Source organism: Mycolicibacterium vaccae NBRC 14118 = CIP 105934 (genome assembly GCF_001552715.1).
Classification (GTDB): domain Bacteria; phylum Actinomycetota; class Actinomycetes; order Mycobacteriales; family Mycobacteriaceae; genus Mycobacterium; species Mycobacterium vaccae.
Genome location: NZ_BCRS01000062.1, coordinates 16,414 through 32,499, shown reverse-complemented (window position 1 = coordinate 32,499; position 16,086 = coordinate 16,414). Strand labels below are relative to the sequence as shown.

Here is a 16,086-nt window from a genome sequence, read left to right as displayed (position 1 = left end):
CGCCGCGGGGGCGGCGGGGGCGGCGGCGGTCGGGTCGTTGGACGCGCGGGGATACGCCGGGACGGGCCCGACAGGCGAGCGCCACGGGGACAGCCCGGCGAAGTTCGGCATGGTCACACCGGCATCGGCGTTGTAGGCGATCCGCGCCCAGTTCAGCAGGTTCTCGGGCTGCAGGTTCTCGCCGATGGAGCTGCGCCCGACGAAGCCGGTGCCGATCGTCATCGACGGGGCGAGATTGGTGTCCAACCCGGAGCTGCCGGTGCTGTTGCCGACGTTGACCGAGACGCGCAGCACCGGCACCTGGGCGGCGAATTCGGTGATGACAGAGGCGTCTTCGCTGTGGATCGCGGCAGAGTGGCCGGCCCCGGCGATCCGCACCACCGCACGGGCGGCGCGGATTCCGCGCGGTGCATCGGCGACGGTCGTCATCCCCAGCACCGGGCAGAGCTTCTCGTGGGTCAGCACCTCCTCGCCGATGACGTCGGTGAACGGCGCGATCAGCACCCGGGTCTTGGGAGTGACGCGCAGGCCGATCCGCTCGGCGATCCACGCGGCGTCACGGCCGACGACCTCGGTGTTCAGCGCGCCGTCGGGGAACATGTACTCGCGTAGCCGATTCGCCGAATCCGTGTCGAGGATGTGGGCGCCGTGCCGGGTCAGGGCGGTGCTCAGCCGCGCGGCGACCGCGTCCTCGACGATGAGGACCGACTCGTTGGTGCACAGCACAGAGTTGTCGAAGGCCTTGCTGTCGACGATGCGTCGCGCGGCCGCGTCGACGTCGGCGGTCGCGTCGACGAACACGGGGACGTTACCGGGGCCGACCCCGAGAGCCGGGTTGCCTGAAGAGTAGGCGGCGCGCACCACGCCGGTGCCGCCCGTGGCGACGATGACATCGGTGCGTTCGTCGGACATCAGCGCTTCCACCAACGGCAGCGACGGCTCGTCGATGACCTGCACGATGCCGTCGGGAGCGCCGGCGGCGACGGCCGCCTCGGCCAGCATCCGTGCGGCGTCGGCCGAGCACTGCCTGGCCCGGGGGTGCGGCGCGACGACGACCGCGTTGCGGGTCATCAGCGCCAGGATCACTTTGAAGTACACCGTGGCAACCGGATTGGTGGTCGGCGTCAGCGCCAGCACCACACCCGCGGGTCGGGGTATCTCGACGATCTTGCGGGCGGTGTCGATCCGCGGCGTCACGTAGTCCTGGCCGCGGTAGAACTCGACGATGCCGCGCGAGCAGGCGCGGTTCTTGGCCACCTTGTCCTCGACGACGCCCATCTGGGTTTCGGCGACCGCGGCCGCGGCGAAGCGTTCGGCGTCGCGGTGGCCGGCTTCGGCTACGGCCTCGACGATCCGGCTCACCGAGTCCTGGTCGTAGTCGGCGTAGGCGGCCGCGGCGAAGCGCGCCCGCTCGAGCACCTGACCTGCGCGGGCTACCGCGGTCACGGCTTCCTCCGTCCGGTTGCGGCCAGTTTTGCCCGCCCGACCGCGACCTCGACGCGGTCGAGCACGTCCTCGCAGAGGTCACGGTTGAGCAGCAGGCCCGGTTTGAATTGCAGCACACGGGGATCCAGGGTCGAGAAGATCGCCCACACTCCGTTCTGGTAGAGCTCGCGCATCACGAACTTCGCGCCCTCGGGGTGGTCGAACTCCAGCCCGATCACCACACCGTTCTGCCGGATGCCGACGAACCAGCCCGGGTGGTCGGCCTGGATCCGGGCGAGACCCGCGGCGAAGATGTCGGCGATGTAGTGCACCGAGGAGCGCACCTCGGGGCGGCTGGTGATCTCGAGGGTCTTCATGGCGGCCACGCATCCCAGTTCGGCTCCGCCGAAAGTGGAGATGTGGCCGAAGCCGTCCTGTTCGAGCCACTGCGCGGCGCGGTCGCTGAGCAGGGCGGCCGTGATCGGGTACATGCCGCCGGAGAGTCCCTTGCCGGTGACCATGATGTCCGGGTCGATGCCGTGCTTGGTGATGCCCCACATCTCGCCGGTGCGCATCAGCCCGGTCTGCACCTCGTCGGCGATGTAGAGCGCGTCGTAGCGCTCACACAACTGCTTGACGGCCTCCAGGTAACCGATGGGGGGCAGCGGAAATCCGTAGGTGGCGGGGATGGTCTCCATGATCACCGCGGCGACATCGCGGCCGCGCAGCGCCTGCTCCATCGCGTCGGTGTCACCGAAGGGGACCTGGACGAACTCGTCGGGCCGGTCGGCGAGAAAGAGTTTGGCGAACCGGTCGTCTCCGGTGGCGACGGCCAGTCCGGTGTGACCGTGGTAGGCCTTCACGATCGAGACGATCTTGCGGCGCTGGGTGGCGTGCCGGGCGCTCTTGAGCGCGATGTCGATGGCCTCGCCGCCGCCGGAGCCGAAGGCCACCTTGCTCAGTGACGCGGGTGCGGACTCGATGAGCTTCTGCGCGAGCGCCGTCCGGGCGACCGACGGGAAGTGGTGGTTGCCGACGTCGAAGTGCTGCATGCCGTCGGTGATCGCCTGCATCACTTCGGGATTGCGGTGCCCGAGGTTGTAGGTGCCGCCGTTGAGGTGCATGTCGATGAGGCGGCGCCCGCTCATGTCCCACAGGAAGTAGCCTTCGCGGCGGTCGATCACCAGGTCGACGCCGGAGTCGGTCCAGAACTGGGTTTTGTCCGGGTTCCAGAACTCTTTGGCACGTTCCAGCACCTGGGCTTTGGAATCGAATGAGAACGTGCCGTAGTCGTACACGGGACTCCCTGTCGTGCGGTCGGCCGGGTGTGACCAAAAGCTAAACGGTAGGACCATTTCTGTCAATCCCCGCGTCCACAGGGGTTGCACAGCTGAATTGGTAGTGCCAATATGTCTGAGGTTCAGCAGTGTGGTCTAGACCACACTTCGGTGTCGAGTTGCGCTGGACCGGGTTCTCCTCCTTCGCCCTGGAAGGTCTCTGCATATGACAGAAGACGTCGTTCCCCGTGAAACATCCACCACCGACTCGGTCCAACGGCTCAAACGCAACGCCGTCGGCACCTTCGGGGTCATCTTCATGGCGGTGGCCACCGCCGCGCCGATCACCGCGATGGTCGGCAACGTCCCGATCGCGGTCGGGTTCGGAAATGGTTCGCATGCGCCGGCGGGCTACCTGGTCGCCACCATCGTGCTGGGCCTGTTCGCGATCGGCTACGCGACGATGGCCAAGCACATCACTGCCACCGGTGCGTTCTACGGCTTCATCTCCCACGGCCTCGGTCGCGTCATGGGCATGGCCAGCGGCCTGATCATCACGCTGGCCTACATCGTGTTCGAGGCGTCGCTGATCGGCATCTTCGCGTTCTTCTTCCAGAACTTCCTGGCGTCCCAGCTCGGTGTCACCATCCACTGGCTGATCCCGGCGCTGCTGATGCTCGCACTGAACTGCGTGCTGACCTACTTCGACGTGAACCTGACCGCCAAGGTGCTCGGTGTCTTCCTGATCACCGAGATCTTCATGCTGGCCCTCGGTGCCGTCGCGGTGGCCGTCAAGGGCGGCGGACCCGACGGCTTCGCGATCGCCGAGACGCTGAACCCGGTCGGTGCGTTCCAGCCCGCCGCGATCGCCGGCGCCAGCGCGGGCCTCGGCCTGTTCTTCGCGTTCTGGTCGTGGGTCGGGTTCGAATCGACCGCCATGTACGGCGAGGAGTCCAAGGACCCCAAGCGGATCATCCCGCGCGCCACCATGATCGCCGTTCTTGGCGTCGGCATCTTCTACGTCTTCGTGTCGTGGATGGCCATCGCGGGCACCGGGCCCCAGCGCGCCATCGAGCTGGCCCAGAGCGCGGACACCTCCTCGGAGATCTTCTTCGCCCCGGTGCGCGACGCCTACGGTGAGTGGGCGATCACGCTGTTCAACATCCTGTTGGTGACCGGCTCGTTCGCCTGCGGCATGGCCTTCCACAACTGTGCGTCGCGCTACCTGTACGCGCTGGGCCGCGAAGGCCTGTCCGAGGGCCTGCAGAAGACGCTGGGCGCCACCCACAAGAAGCACGGTTCGCCCTACATCGCGTCGTTCGTGCAGAGCGGCATCGCGCTGGTGCTGGTGCTGGCCTTCTTCGTCGCAGGCATGGATCCCTACATCCACATGTACACGCTGCTGGCGATTCTCGGCACGATGGCGATCCTGATCGTGCAGTCGTTGTGCGCCTTCTCCGTGGTCGCCTACTTCCACTTCCACAAGAACCACCCGTCCAGCGCGCACTGGTTCAAGACGTTCCTGGCTCCGCTGACCGGCGGTATCGGCATGCTCTACGTGGTGTACCTGCTGTGGGAGCACAAGGAGTCCGCCGCGGGCGCGGCGTCGGGCACGTTGCTCTTCAAGCTGACACCATGGATCGTGGTCGGCGTGTTCGCCTTCGGCGCGGCGATGGCCTTGTACTTCAAGTTCAAGGACAAGCGACGCTACGAGCTGATCGGCCGGATCGTGTACGACGACAGCGAGATCCGCGAATAGAAGGGTTCTTCAGTGGCTGACGAGTTGGGCAGGTTCCGGGTTCTGGACTCGAAACCTGTCAACCTCGACGGGTTCAGCGTCCCGGACGCCGCACTCGGGCTGATCGCGATGCACAGCCCGCATGACCCCGCACCGTCGCTGGTCGTTCGTGACGGTGCGGTAGTCGAACTCGACGCCAAAGACGTCGTCGAGTTCGACGTCATCGACGAGTTCATCGCCCGCTACGGCATCGACCTCGCGGTCGCCGAAGAGGCGATGGCCCTCGATGACGAGACGCTGGCGCGGATGGTGGTCGACATCAACGTGCCGCGGGCGGAGGTGGTGCGGCTGATCGGCGGCACCACCCCCGCCAAACTCGCCCGCGTGGTGGCGCTGCTGTCGCCGGTGGAGATGCAGATGGCGATGGCCAAGATGCGTGCCCGCCGGACACCGAGCAACCAGGCCCACGTCACCAACCAACTCGACGATCCGCTGCTCATTGCCGCCGACGCGGCCAGTGCGGTCGCGTACGGGTTCCGTGAGGTGGAGACGACGGTGCCGGTGCTCGGCGACGCGCCGTCGAATGCCGTCGCGCTGCTGATCGGCAGCCAGGTCGGCACCCCGGGAGCGATGGCGCAGTGCTCGATCGAGGAGGCCCTCGAGCTGCGTCTCGGATTGCGCGGACTGACCAGCTATGCCGAGACCATCTCGATCTACGGCACCGAGCAGGTGTTCATCGACGGCGACGACACCCCGTTCAGCAAGGCGATCCTCACGTCGGCGTACGCGTCGCGTGGTCTGAAGATGCGGGTGACCAGCGGCGGCGGCGCCGAAGTGCTGATGGGTGCCGCCGAGAAGTGCTCGATCCTGTACCTCGAGTCGCGGTGCGTGTCGCTGGCACGCGCACTGGGATCGCAGGGTGTGCAGAACGGCGGCATCGACGGGGTCGGGGTGGTGGCCTCGGTGCCCGAGGGCATGAAGGAACTGCTCGCCGAGAACCTGATGGTGATGATGCGAGACCTGGAGTCGTGCGCAGGCAACGACAATCTGATCTCCGAGTCCGACATCCGCCGCAGCGCCCACACTCTGCCGGTGCTGCTGGCCGGGGCGGACTTCATCTTCTCCGGCTTCGGGTCCATCCCGCGCTACGACAACGCGTTCGCACTCTCGAACTTCAACGCCGACGACATGGACGACTTCCTGGTGCTGCAGCGCGACTGGGGCGCCGACGGCGGGCTGCGCACCGTGTCTGCGGAGCATCTGACCGCGGTGCGCCGCCGCGCGGCCAAGGCCGTCCAGGCGGTCTACCGCGACCTCGGACTGGCCGACTACGACGATGCCCGGGTCGAGCAAGTGGTGGCCGCCAACGGATCCCGCGATCTGCCTGCCGGCCATCCGAAGATGGTGGGAGAGGCGGCGGCCTCGATCGAAGCCAGGCAGCTGACGGTGTTCGACGTGATCGCGTCCCTGCACCGCACCGGGTTCACCGACGAAGCCGAGGCGATCGCGACATTGACCCGTGAACGGCTGCGCGGGGACCAGTTGCAGACCTCGGCGATCTTCGACGAGCAGTTCCGGGTGCTGTCCAAACTCACCGATCCCAACGACTACCGGGGCCCGGCAACGGGTTACGCACCCACCGAGCAGCGTCGTGCCGAGATCGACGGGATCCGGCAGGCACGCAGCAGCGCCGAACTGACCGCCGACCAGGAGCAGCACCGGGGTCACGTCCTGGTGACCGAGGTGGAGCCGGCCCGGCAGGGCAGCGACCCGCGCGAGGTGTGCATCGGGCTCTCGCCGGCCTGGGGTCACAGCGTGTGGCTCACGCTGTGCGGGCTGCCGATCGGGGAGGTGCTGCGGCAGATCTCGGCGGGCCTGGAGGAGGAGGGCTGCATCGCGCGCACGGCGCGGGTGCGCTCGACGATCGACGTCGGCCTGATCGGGTTGACCGCCGCCCGGTTGTCGGGCTCGGGTATCGGAATCGGGTTGCAGGGCAAGGGCACCGCGCTGATCCACCGCCGCGACCTGGCGCCGCTGGCCAACCTGGAACTGTTCAGTGTGGCGCCGCTGTTGACCGCGAAGATGTACCGCGAGCTCGGCAAGAACGCGGCCCGGCACGCCAAGGGGATGGCGCCGGTACCGATCTTCACCGGCGGCACCGACGAGTCGATCTCCGCGCGCTACCACGCGCGGGCGGTGGCGCTCGTCGCGCTGGAGCGCGACGCTTTCGAACCCGGCCTGCCTCCGGTCACGGTGAAGGTGGAGACCCCATGAACGACATCACCGTCGGCAATGCGGTGGACGGCAAGCTCGGCCTGGGTGATCTGCGGATGGATCCTGCGGTGCTGACGCACCAGGCCACGGTGGCCGAGGCCGGCGGGAACCCACAGCTCGCCGAAAACCTGCTGCGCGCAGCCGAACTCGCGACCGTCGATGACGAGGAGGTGATGGCGCTGTACGAGGCGCTGCGCCCCCACCGGTCCACGGCCGCCGAACTCGACGCGTTGCGGGCGTCGTTGATCGCCCGCGGCGCCCCGCGCTGCGCGGCACTGGTGGAACAGGCCGCCGCCGTCTACGCCCGCCGCGGCCTGCTGCGGTGACTCGCACGGTCGTCGCCGGAATCGACGTCGGCAACCACACCACCGAGATCCTGCTGGCACAGGTGGAAGACGGCGCCGTCACGACGCTCGCCCACGGACAGGCGCCCACCAGAGGACGCAAGGGCGATGCGGAATCGCTGCGTGGTGCGGCGGCGCTGCTGCACAGGATCGAGGTGGATGCGGGAACGGTCGCGGACGAACTACTGCTGTCGGTTCTGCGCCCGGTCGACACGGCCACCGCGCCGATACCGGCCGCATTCTCGCCGGCGTCGCCGGTGCGCAGCCTGCGGCGGCCCGATGGGAGTACCCCGGCGGGTGCGGGATACGGGGTGGGACAGCATGTTCGGCTCACCGATCTGACCGCCCCGGTTCTCGACGTCCCGATCGTCATCTCCGTCGATGCCACCACGGACTTCGAGGTCGCCGCCCGTGAGATCACCTCCGCGGTCGAGCGTGGCTGGCAGGTGGTCGGCGTGGTGGCGGCCCAAGACGATGCGGTGCTGATCCGCAACCGGATACCTGTGGATGTGCCGGTGGTCGACGAGGCCGATGTGGACGGCCTGGCGCCCGGAGCGCTCGTGGCCGTCGAAGTGGTCGAGGAGGGTCGCTCATACCGGGCGATGGCGGATCCGATCGCGCTGTCGGCGGCACTGCATCTGCCGCCCGGCAGCTTGGTCGAGGTCGCAGAGTTCTGCCGGGAGTTGGCCGATTCCGCCGCGATCGCGGTGACCCGACGTACCGAACCGCCGGAGCCGCCGGCTCCCGACGACGACTACGTGGACATCGAAGTCGATTCGACGATCGTTCGGTATTCGCCCGCAGAAGCGCACCGAGTGCTGCGGCGCTCGGCGCCGGGCAGCGTGCGCGGCGTCCGGCTGCGGACGGTGCCCACAGCGGCGGATGGGCTCGCCGTGCACGACGCGTTCTTCACCGACCTTGCGTCGATCGACAACGGCGCATGGCTGCGCCGCGGCGTGGCCGACACCCAGGGCACCGTGGTGGCCCTGCTGGCCGCCGACGAGGCCGAAGATGCCGCCGCGACCTTGAGCGAGCTCACCGGTCGCCCCGCCCAGACGTTGTCGACGGAGCCGGAGGCTGCGGCGTGGGGCGCCCGCACCACACCAGGCATCCCTGCGGGCGCAATGGTGTGCGATATCGGCGGCGGCACAGTCGATCTGATCAGCGCGGACCGAACGGTGGTGGCGGCTGGAGCGGGCGAGTCGATCACCGTCGCAGTCGCTCGCGTACTCGGGGTGCCGTCGGCGTTGGCCGAGACCGTCAAACGGACGCCGGCGGTGCGCGTCGAGGGACCCCATGTCGCACACGAGGAGGACGGTCGCAGGGTATTCCTCGACGCCCCCGCATCCTCGGATGCGATCGGCAGGCTGTGTGTACGCGGCAGCGCGGGTCTGGTGCCGTTCTCCAGCAGGCTCGCTGCCGAAGAGTGGCGCAGCCTGAGGCTGGCGATCAAGCAGGAGGCCGTCGCCGCCAACATCGCTCGCTGCCTGACCGCCTTCGACGCACCGCCGACGGCGCTGGTGCTGGCCGGCGGCGGTGCGCTCGACGACGAGCTGCTGCGCACGGTCGCCGAGGCGCTGCGCGGCGCCCGGGTGGTGGTCGGGCGCGCCGACATCGACGGTGTGCACGGTCCGCGATTCGCGGTGGCGCGCGGCCTGGTCGCTATGTACGCGCAGAAGTAGGCAGTCCCGCGATCGCGTGTGCGACATGGCCGCGCCACTGGCCCGGCTCGATCCGGTGGACGGCCGAATCCCCTTGGAAGGCACTGGAGATCACCACATCGGGGGCGAGTTCGGCGATCACGCGCAGGCTGTCGGCGATCGTGTCGGCGTCTTCCGGTTGGTGGAAGCCCTCGATGTAGCCGGCCCACCACTGACCATCGGCATTGCAGAACAGTGTGTCGCCGGTGAACAGATAGCGGCCTTCGGCGCCGGGCACCAGGTAGCAGACGCTGCCGGGGGAGTGGCCGGGCGTCGGGATGATCTCGATGCCGTTGCCGTCGGTGTGGCGTCCGCTCAGGGGCACGTCGACGTGGGCGTGCGTGGTGATGTCGGGCAGGTCGGCCTCGGGGGCGTGCAGTGTGGAACCGAACCGCTCGGCGATGGTCTTCAGCATCGGCCCTGCCTCGTCGCGGTGGGACAGGTAGTGGTCACGGACGCCGCCGAGGCCGGCGAGTTCGTCGAAGTCGTCGTCGGTGCCGGGCGAGTAGAACAGCGCCCGGGCCGGCGTCCACAGGTATGCGTGGGTCGTCAGGCCCGGAAACGGTGAATAGGTCCGGGTTTCCCAGAGATCGCTCAGGACTTGTTTCATGCACCCCAGCGTGCAACCTCAACCTACATTCAAGTCAAGGGGTCACCCCATCCCCGCGAGCAGACGCAAACTCGCACGGAAATCGGTGAAAACGTGCGAGTTTGTGTCTGCTCGCGGGCCAGAGCACCCAGGTTGAGAAACGTGACGACGTGTGACTTCTGAGGCTGAGCCCCAGCTCACGGGGAAGCCGCAGCTCGTGCACAAGCGTCAGAGTTCGGCCAGATGCTTGACCGCCGGGGCGACGCTGTCGAACCACTCCGCCGGAGCACCGTCGCTCGGCATGACGATCGCGGTGTCGATGCCCAGCTTTGCGTATTGCTCATGGCACGGACGAATTCGTCGCGGGTGTCCTTGGTCGGCTGGGGATCGTGGACCGTCACTGTCCTGCGGATCGTCTCGTAGTCGCGACCCAGATCATCGCAGTGACGACGCAGGACGCCGAGCTTGTGGGCGACGTCGTCGGGTGAGGTCGCGAACAGGTTGCACGCGTCGCCGTACTGGGCCACCAGGCGAAGCGTCTTGCGTTCTCCGCCACCGCCGATCAACACGTTGAGCCGGTGGATCGGCTGCGGCGAGCACAGCGTCTCCTGCAGTTGATAGTGCTTGCCCGCGTAAGCGCGTTGTTGTCGGGGTCCCACATCTGCTTGCAGATCTGCAGGGCTTCTTCCAGTCGCTCGAACCGCTCGGCAACCGGTGGGTAGGGCACACCGAGCCCGAGGTGCCAGACCTCGCCTATCCTCGAGCGACGATGACCAGCACACCGTGGACCATGACCCACGCCAGCCGCCAGGATGGGCGCGTCGCCGTGATCACCGGAGCCAACAGCGGCATCGGCCTGGAGGTCGCTCAGGGGCTGGCCAAGCTCGGCGCCACCGTCGTGCTGGCCTGCCGCAGCCGTGACGCGGCGACGACAGCTCGGGCAGCCATCACGCAACGCCATCCCCGCGCAGTGACCGAGTTCGCCCCACTGGATCTCGCTGACCTGAGCTCAGTGCGACGCTGCGCCGACACTCTGCGCCAGCGGCACAGCCGAATTGACCTGCTGATCAACAACGCCGGCATCAGGCACCGACGGCGTGCCGAGACCAGCGACGGCTTCGAGGCCCACTTCGGTGTGAACTTCCTGGGCCACTTCGCCCTGACCGGGCTCTTGAAAGACAAAACGCAACGCGTGGTCATGGTGAGCAGCGTTACGCACCGCCGCGGCATCATCGATTTCGACGATCTGAACAGCGACAAGAAGTACCGCGGTGCGCGGGCATACGCCAATTCGAAACTCGCACAGGTACTTTTCATGCACGAGCTGAACCGCAGACACGGTGCATGTTGCCTCGCCGCTCATCCCGGCAGCGCCCGCACCGCCCTGCTGCGCGATCAGGGCTGGCAGAAGTTGGCCTATCACCCGCTGCTGCGCTTCTCCACATCGTGGTTCGTTCAAGACGCCGACGCCGGAGCGTTGCCCATCCTGCGTGCCGCGGCCGACCCGGCAGCCGTGGCCGGTGATTTCTACGGCCCCGGTGGCCGATTCCAGACCATCGGGCCACCTGTCAAAGTCGACTCCGCCGCATCCGCCCGCGATCCGTTCACCGCCGCGCGGCTGTGGGAAGCCGCCGAATCTCTCACCGGCGTGACGTTTTAGCGGGGCACCTGCGGCAGCACCTCGTCGACCACGCGCCGCAGGTATGTCCACGCGATGTCAGGCGGCAGGCCACCGCACAGCGGATGCAGGGACAGGACGCCGTCCCGGGCGATGGCTTCGACCGCCTGCTCGACGGTGTAGATGCGGTGGCTGCCGTTCTCGGCGCGCAGCGCATCGATGGTGTTCGCCTTGGACAGACTGACGATGTGGGGGTCGTGATGGCCGTGCGCGTAGCTGACCGCGTCATGCAACAAGTAAGGCCCGATCTCCTGCCAGGCACGGTCTACGTCATCCGCGACGAACACGGTGGTCGGGAATCCAGGCCGTGGCTGCTGCACCCTCCCGGGCGCGTGGCCGTGCCGGGTGCACTCGTCGTAGTAGGCCTGCACCACCTCGGGCAGATTGTTCTGCGCGTTGAATCCCAACCCGAACCGGGCCGCGCGTCGCGCGGCCTGTGGCGTCCCCCCACCGTAGGAGATGCGCACCTTACCCTCGGGCGCCGGCTGAGCCAGGACACTCCGTCCGTCGTCATTGAAGCGCTCGCCGCCGAGGGCTTTCAGCAGAATGTCCAAGTGGCTGTCGGCCAGCTCACCACGGCGGTGGTAGTCCACCCCCAAAGATTCGAACTCCTCAGGCCGATACCCGATTCCCAGCGTGTAGGAGATGCGCCCACCGCTGAGGTGATCGAGCACACCGATGTCCTCGGCCAACCGGACCGGGTTGTACAGCGGCAGGATCAGGGCGCTCACCGCGATCGGTACCGACTTGGTGCGGGCCGCCAGTGCTGCGGCCATCGGCAGCGGACTTGGCAGGAATCCGTCCTCGGCGGCGTGATGCTCGGAGACGACCAGCAGGATCAACCCGCGGGTCTCGCTCCATTCGGCCATCTCCAGCGCGGCCGGATACAGGATCGATGGCGGCGTGCCACGGGCGGGCGCGCGCATGTCGAACCGCAGAGTGAACACCTGCCCCCTAACCCGCCGAGCCCAGTAGGGCCGCGAACTCGGCGGCGATCCCGTCGGTGATGACGGCGGCGTCGGCAACGTGGCGGGTGTCCGCCGTCACCGAAAGGCACAGGTTGCTGTCCCACGTCATCGCGATGACGCTGGGCCCCATGCCGTGATAGAGCGGGCCGGCCGGGTGGAAACGTAACGCGGGTAGGTTGAGAAACACCGGATCTTCGACGGCGATCCCGCTGGCGTTGGAGACGATCACGTTGCACGGCCACGAAATACGCTCGGCCAGGCCGAAACGCTCGATAGCTCGGAACATCAGATTAACCGCCCGGCCCGGGGCGTACTCGTTCCACTGCCGGAACAGGTTGACACCGCGCTGTTCCTGCACCGCTTTCACGGCGCGGGCATGTTCGGCGACCGCGAGCAGGCGCCGCACCGGGTCGTCGACGGTGGTGTGGAGATTGACTCGCAGCACGGTGGTGGTCCCGACACCGTCGGTGACATAGTCGGAGGTGTCGGCAGCGCGCATCGCATACGGTACGGCCGCGACCAACGGCTCGGCGGGACGCTCCCCCCGTCGGCGCAGAACCTCGTTCAGTGCCGCGCCCACACAGCTGAGCAGGACGTGATTGATGGTGACCGAGTGCTTTTCGGCCACCGTCTGCAGATCGACGATCGGTAGAACGGCCACCGCCGCGGTCGAGGATCCCGACAACGAGCAATTCAGGGCTGTCCTGGGCGCCTTGACGTCCAGGTGGCGGGCCGCCCACTTGCTGCGCGCGATACGCGCTGAGGTCGTCACCAACCGTGGCAGCCGACGTAGTCGGTTTCCCTTACGTGCGAGGGCATCTCGCACGACAGCCGACGGCCGGGCCGGAAAGGTCGAGGATGCTGGGATCGGCTTGGGAGGCCGGGCGCTCAGATCCCCTGGTGTCATCAGGCAGCCGACGACCTCCATCGTCGAGTCGCCGTCGACGAGAAGGTGGTGGACGACCGAAATCAGGTAGGACCGCTCGGTGTCCTCGTCATCGAGGACGTACATGTGCCACAACGGCTCCCGCCGATTCAGATGCATGGCACGCACTTGCGCCAGCGCCTTGGCTGCGCCGACCGCGCCTCCGGGAGCGGGCATCGGAAGGGCCGTCACGTGTGCGGACACGTCGATCTCGGGTCGGGCGACGAGCATCGGCCGGTCCGGGTTGAACCAGGGGTCGTAGAGCACTTTGCGATACGCCGGCATCAGATGCATCCGGTTGTTCAGCGCGGACACCACGTACTCACGGAGATCACCGATAACCGAACTGCGGTCGACGAGGATGAGCGACATCCCATTGCCGACCTGCAGCCTGGTCTCCTGGTACAACTGCCAGGCATCCATGCCGCTGACACGCTCAGCGCGACTGTCCGGCGGGGTGACGGCAGTGCTCGTCACGATGCGCTGTAGAACTGTCGGACCCAGTGCCGGTACTTGCCGATCGGACCGTCCCCCGGTGTGAGCTTGGGATGCTCGAGGTACACCTTGTCGTCCCAGATGAGTTGGTCGCGCTGCACCTCCGATGCCACAACCTGCAGCACGATCCAGCCCAGAAGCCGTTCGATCGGTGCCAGCAGCGCCCGCAATACCGTGCTGCGTGCCCGTTTCTTGGCGCTGATTCCGATGTAGATGTCGACGTGACGTTCGGCAACCGGTGTCGGCAGCACCATCTGACGAACCTTCAGGCCGCCCTGAATGGCGATCTCCACGAGTGAGAAGCCCAGGCCGATGAGCACGGAATTGAAGTGGAAGCTGACGCCACCGATCACCGGGACGGGTTTGGTGCCACCGTATTCGGTGTAGATTCGCGGACCTTCGATCTGCATGGGCTTGGGTACGACGAAGTTGCGGAACTTGTGGATTGTCGCGAAATGCGCGTGGTCGAGCCCGTTTTCGTTGACTTCCTGCGGGTGGGTCTTGAAGTGCAGTTTCTTCGTGGCGATGGGATGCCAGTCGGGATCGGATTCGGGTAGGTCGAGTTCGAACGCCGGCTCCTGTCCGGGCGGGCCGTGGTAAACCATGATCATGCCCAGGTGATTACGGACTGGCAGCGTCTTGAGTGCCGCACCGCGCGGCGGTTCCCCGGTAGGAGTCGAGACGCACTGCCCCGAGGCTGCGTACTTGAATTCGTGGAACGGGCAGACGACCGCCTCGCCGTCGACCCAACCGCGTTTGCCGATGTGCGCGCCGAGGTGGGGGCAGTAGGGTTCGGCGGCAGACAGGGTGCCCGAGGTGGTCCGGAAGACGATGATCTCGCCGTCGAGGAAGCGTCTCGTCAGGACAGTGCCGGGGGCGACTTCATGGGCGAATGCCACTGCATACCAGCTGTACGGGTAGGGCGGGAACGCGTCCCCGGCTCGGCCCAGACTGGTCGACTCCGTTGCTGAGGTCATCAACGCCCTTTCGCCATCGGGTGCAGCGGCATGGCAGAGGAAGGCGGGGGAGTAGATAGTCCACATCGGGCATCACGGCTACGGGATGAGCGCCATTTCCGTAGCGTCTGAGATTCCGGCTAATTCCCCTGCGTCCGCCGCGTCCGGCACCCACGTCAATTACTAGAACATGTTCTAGAAGAGAATAGACCACGTAATCCCACGAGATGCAAGGCGCACAGAATATTTGGAATCGTATTCGCTGATCAGAAGGAATCAATCACCTTCATCTCGCAGGCGCTCATCCGGCAATTGCAGCTAACTCCGACGCCGAGTCCGATCACCGCCATGGATTCGAGCGGCAGTGGTGCGTCACCGGAAATCGCGCATGGGCAGGTGGCGTGCGGCATCGTTGACACGATGGCCCGTCATGCCCGTCATGCCCGTCGCCACTGGGGCCGGTCAACCGATTGCAGCGCGCCGTAAGGACAAGGTTGGCTGACGGCGTGCGCAACGCCGCTGAAAAGCAGCACATCGCCATCCGGAAAACAGCCACACACAGCAAAGTGCGACCGACCACCAGCAGTACAGTCGTGCCCGCTAGCTTTCGCCTTGCTGGATGAGGCCGGGCACGATGTCGTCAAGACGGAACGTCACCGGCCGGTCCAACTGGTCGTACGTGCACGAGCGTGGGTCGCGATCCGGTCGCCAGCGATTGAATTGCGCTGTGTGACGAAACCTTTGGCCTTCCATGTGGTCGTAGCGCACCTCGACCACCCGCTCCGGCCGAAGCGGCACGAACGACAGATCCTTGCCCGCGTTCCACCGCGAGCCGCCGCCGTAGGCACGTGCCTCCGGATTGGCTGCCGCGTAGGCCGCCCAGTTCCACGGGTGATTGTCGAAGGTGGTGACCAACGGTTGCAGTTCGGTGAAAAGCTCACGGCGACGTGCCATCGGGAACGCGCCGATGACTCCGACGGAGGCCAGTGATCCGTCGCCGTCGTAGAGGCCGAGCAACAGCGAGCCGACCGCGTCGGGCCCGGACTTGTGCAGCCGGTATCCAGCGACCACACAGTCGGCCGTGCGCTGGTGCTTGATCTTGAACATCGTCCGCTTGTCCGGCAGGTACCGCCCGTCCAGCGGCTTGGCGACGATGCCGTCGAGTCCCGCGCCCTCGAACTCGTCGAACCAGCGTTGCGCGGTGTCGACATCGGTCGTTGCCGGTGTCACGTGGAACGTCGGGCCGGTTCCCGCGAGCGCCTCGACCAGCGCGGCGCGACGCTCCGAGAACGGCTGACCCGTGTAGTCGGTGTCGCCGAGCGCGAGCAGATCGAACACGATGAATGCCGCAGGTGTCTGCCCGGCGAGCATCTGCACGCGCGACGCGGCCGGGTGCAGTCGCAGCTGCAGCGCCTCGAAATCGAGCCCGTCCCCGGTCGCGATGACGATCTCGCCGTCGACGACGCAGCGGTCCGGTAGTTCGACGCGCGCTGCCTCGACGAGTTCCGGAAAGTACCGCGTCATCGGCCGTTCGTTGCGGCTGCCCAGCTCGACCTCGTCGCCGTCGCGGAACAGGATCGAGCGGAACCCGTCCCATTTGGGTTCATAGGACAGCGCCGCGGGGCCCTGAGGAAACCCAGCGACGGGCCGCGACAGCATCGGAGGCACCGGCGGCATCACGGGTAGCTTCATCGCCCCCATTGTTCACGCGGTGTGC

13 protein-coding genes are annotated in these 16,086 nt (G+C 67.0%); 5 read left to right on the top strand and 8 right to left on the bottom strand.

Translation table 11 applies throughout. The annotated features are described in order from the left end of the window. A partial coding sequence (locus tag MVA01S_RS13850; RefSeq protein WP_060941614.1) for an aldehyde dehydrogenase family protein occupies nt 1–1,446 on the bottom strand: 1,446 nt, incomplete at its 3' end. Further along, the gene (locus MVA01S_RS13845; protein WP_003931869.1) at nt 1,443–2,723 is read right to left on the bottom strand and encodes a class-III pyridoxal-phosphate-dependent aminotransferase; all 1,281 of its coding nucleotides are present in this window, start codon (nt 2,721–2,723) and stop codon (nt 1,443–1,445) included. The genes MVA01S_RS13850 and MVA01S_RS13845, both read right to left, overlap by 4 nt. A gap of 205 nt (nt 2,724–2,928) precedes the next feature. Here MVA01S_RS13845 and MVA01S_RS13840 point away from each other — a divergent pair, with 205 nt between their 5' ends. The 4 genes from MVA01S_RS13840 to MVA01S_RS13825 are packed head-to-tail and all read left to right on the top strand — an operon-like array spanning nt 2,929 to nt 8,740. Then, nucleotides 2,929–4,461 carry an APC family permease gene (locus tag MVA01S_RS13840; protein WP_003931870.1) on the top strand — a complete coding sequence of 511 codons (1,533 nt, stop codon included), beginning with the start codon at nt 2,929–2,931 and terminating at the stop codon, nt 4,459–4,461. A gap of 12 nt (nt 4,462–4,473) precedes the next feature. After that, entirely contained in the window at nt 4,474–6,714 is a 2,241-nt protein-coding gene (locus tag MVA01S_RS13835) for a propanediol/glycerol family dehydratase large subunit (RefSeq protein ID WP_003931871.1), read from the top strand. Continuing rightward, on the top strand, nt 6,711–7,040 hold the full coding sequence (locus MVA01S_RS13830; RefSeq protein WP_003931872.1) for a diol dehydratase small subunit: 330 nt from the start codon (nt 6,711–6,713) through the stop codon (nt 7,038–7,040). Before MVA01S_RS13835 ends, MVA01S_RS13830 begins: the two co-directional genes overlap by 4 nt. Further along, nucleotides 7,037–8,740 (top strand): diol dehydratase reactivase ATPase-like domain-containing protein, encoded by a 1,704-nt coding sequence (locus tag MVA01S_RS13825; RefSeq protein WP_003931873.1) that lies wholly within the window; start codon nt 7,037–7,039, stop codon nt 8,738–8,740. The genes MVA01S_RS13830 and MVA01S_RS13825 overlap by 4 nt, the downstream gene beginning before the upstream one ends. On the opposite strand, the gene MVA01S_RS13820 is transcribed toward MVA01S_RS13825, so the two are convergent. Then, nucleotides 8,721–9,368 (bottom strand): MBL fold metallo-hydrolase, encoded by a 648-nt coding sequence (locus MVA01S_RS13820; protein ID WP_003931874.1) that lies wholly within the window; start codon nt 9,366–9,368, stop codon nt 8,721–8,723. The genes MVA01S_RS13825 and MVA01S_RS13820 overlap by 20 nt on opposite strands. Before the next feature lie 176 nt (nt 9,369–9,544). Then, complete coding sequence (locus tag MVA01S_RS30455) at nt 9,545–10,006, bottom strand: LLM class oxidoreductase (protein WP_390176150.1); 462 nt, start codon at nt 10,004–10,006, stop codon at nt 9,545–9,547. Between the two features lie 110 nt (nt 10,007–10,116). On the opposite strand from MVA01S_RS30455, the gene MVA01S_RS13815 reads away from it, so the two are divergent. Next, the gene (locus MVA01S_RS13815) at nt 10,117–11,007 is read left to right on the top strand and encodes an oxidoreductase (protein ID WP_040542006.1); all 891 of its coding nucleotides are present in this window, start codon (nt 10,117–10,119) and stop codon (nt 11,005–11,007) included. On the opposite strand, the gene MVA01S_RS13810 is transcribed toward MVA01S_RS13815, so the two are convergent. From MVA01S_RS13810 to MVA01S_RS13795, 4 genes are all read right to left on the bottom strand, one after another. After that, nucleotides 11,004–11,972, bottom strand: a complete 969-nt coding sequence (locus MVA01S_RS13810) for an LLM class flavin-dependent oxidoreductase (protein ID WP_003931876.1) — start codon at nt 11,970–11,972, stop codon at nt 11,004–11,006. The two genes, MVA01S_RS13815 and MVA01S_RS13810, sit on opposite strands and share 4 nt — an antisense overlap. Nucleotides 11,973–11,979: 7 nt before the next feature. After that, nucleotides 11,980–13,395 (bottom strand): wax ester/triacylglycerol synthase domain-containing protein, encoded by a 1,416-nt coding sequence (locus MVA01S_RS13805; RefSeq protein ID WP_040542007.1) that lies wholly within the window; start codon nt 13,393–13,395, stop codon nt 11,980–11,982. Further along, nucleotides 13,392–14,390, bottom strand: coding sequence for a Rieske 2Fe-2S domain-containing protein (locus tag MVA01S_RS13800; protein ID WP_003931878.1), 999 nt, complete (start codon nt 14,388–14,390; stop codon nt 13,392–13,394). The genes MVA01S_RS13805 and MVA01S_RS13800 overlap by 4 nt, the downstream gene beginning before the upstream one ends. Nucleotides 14,391–14,969: 579 nt before the next feature. Further along, complete coding sequence (locus tag MVA01S_RS13795; protein WP_081529120.1) at nt 14,970–16,061, bottom strand: ATP-dependent DNA ligase; 1,092 nt, start codon at nt 16,059–16,061, stop codon at nt 14,970–14,972. Nucleotides 16,062–16,086 lie beyond the last annotated feature (25 nt).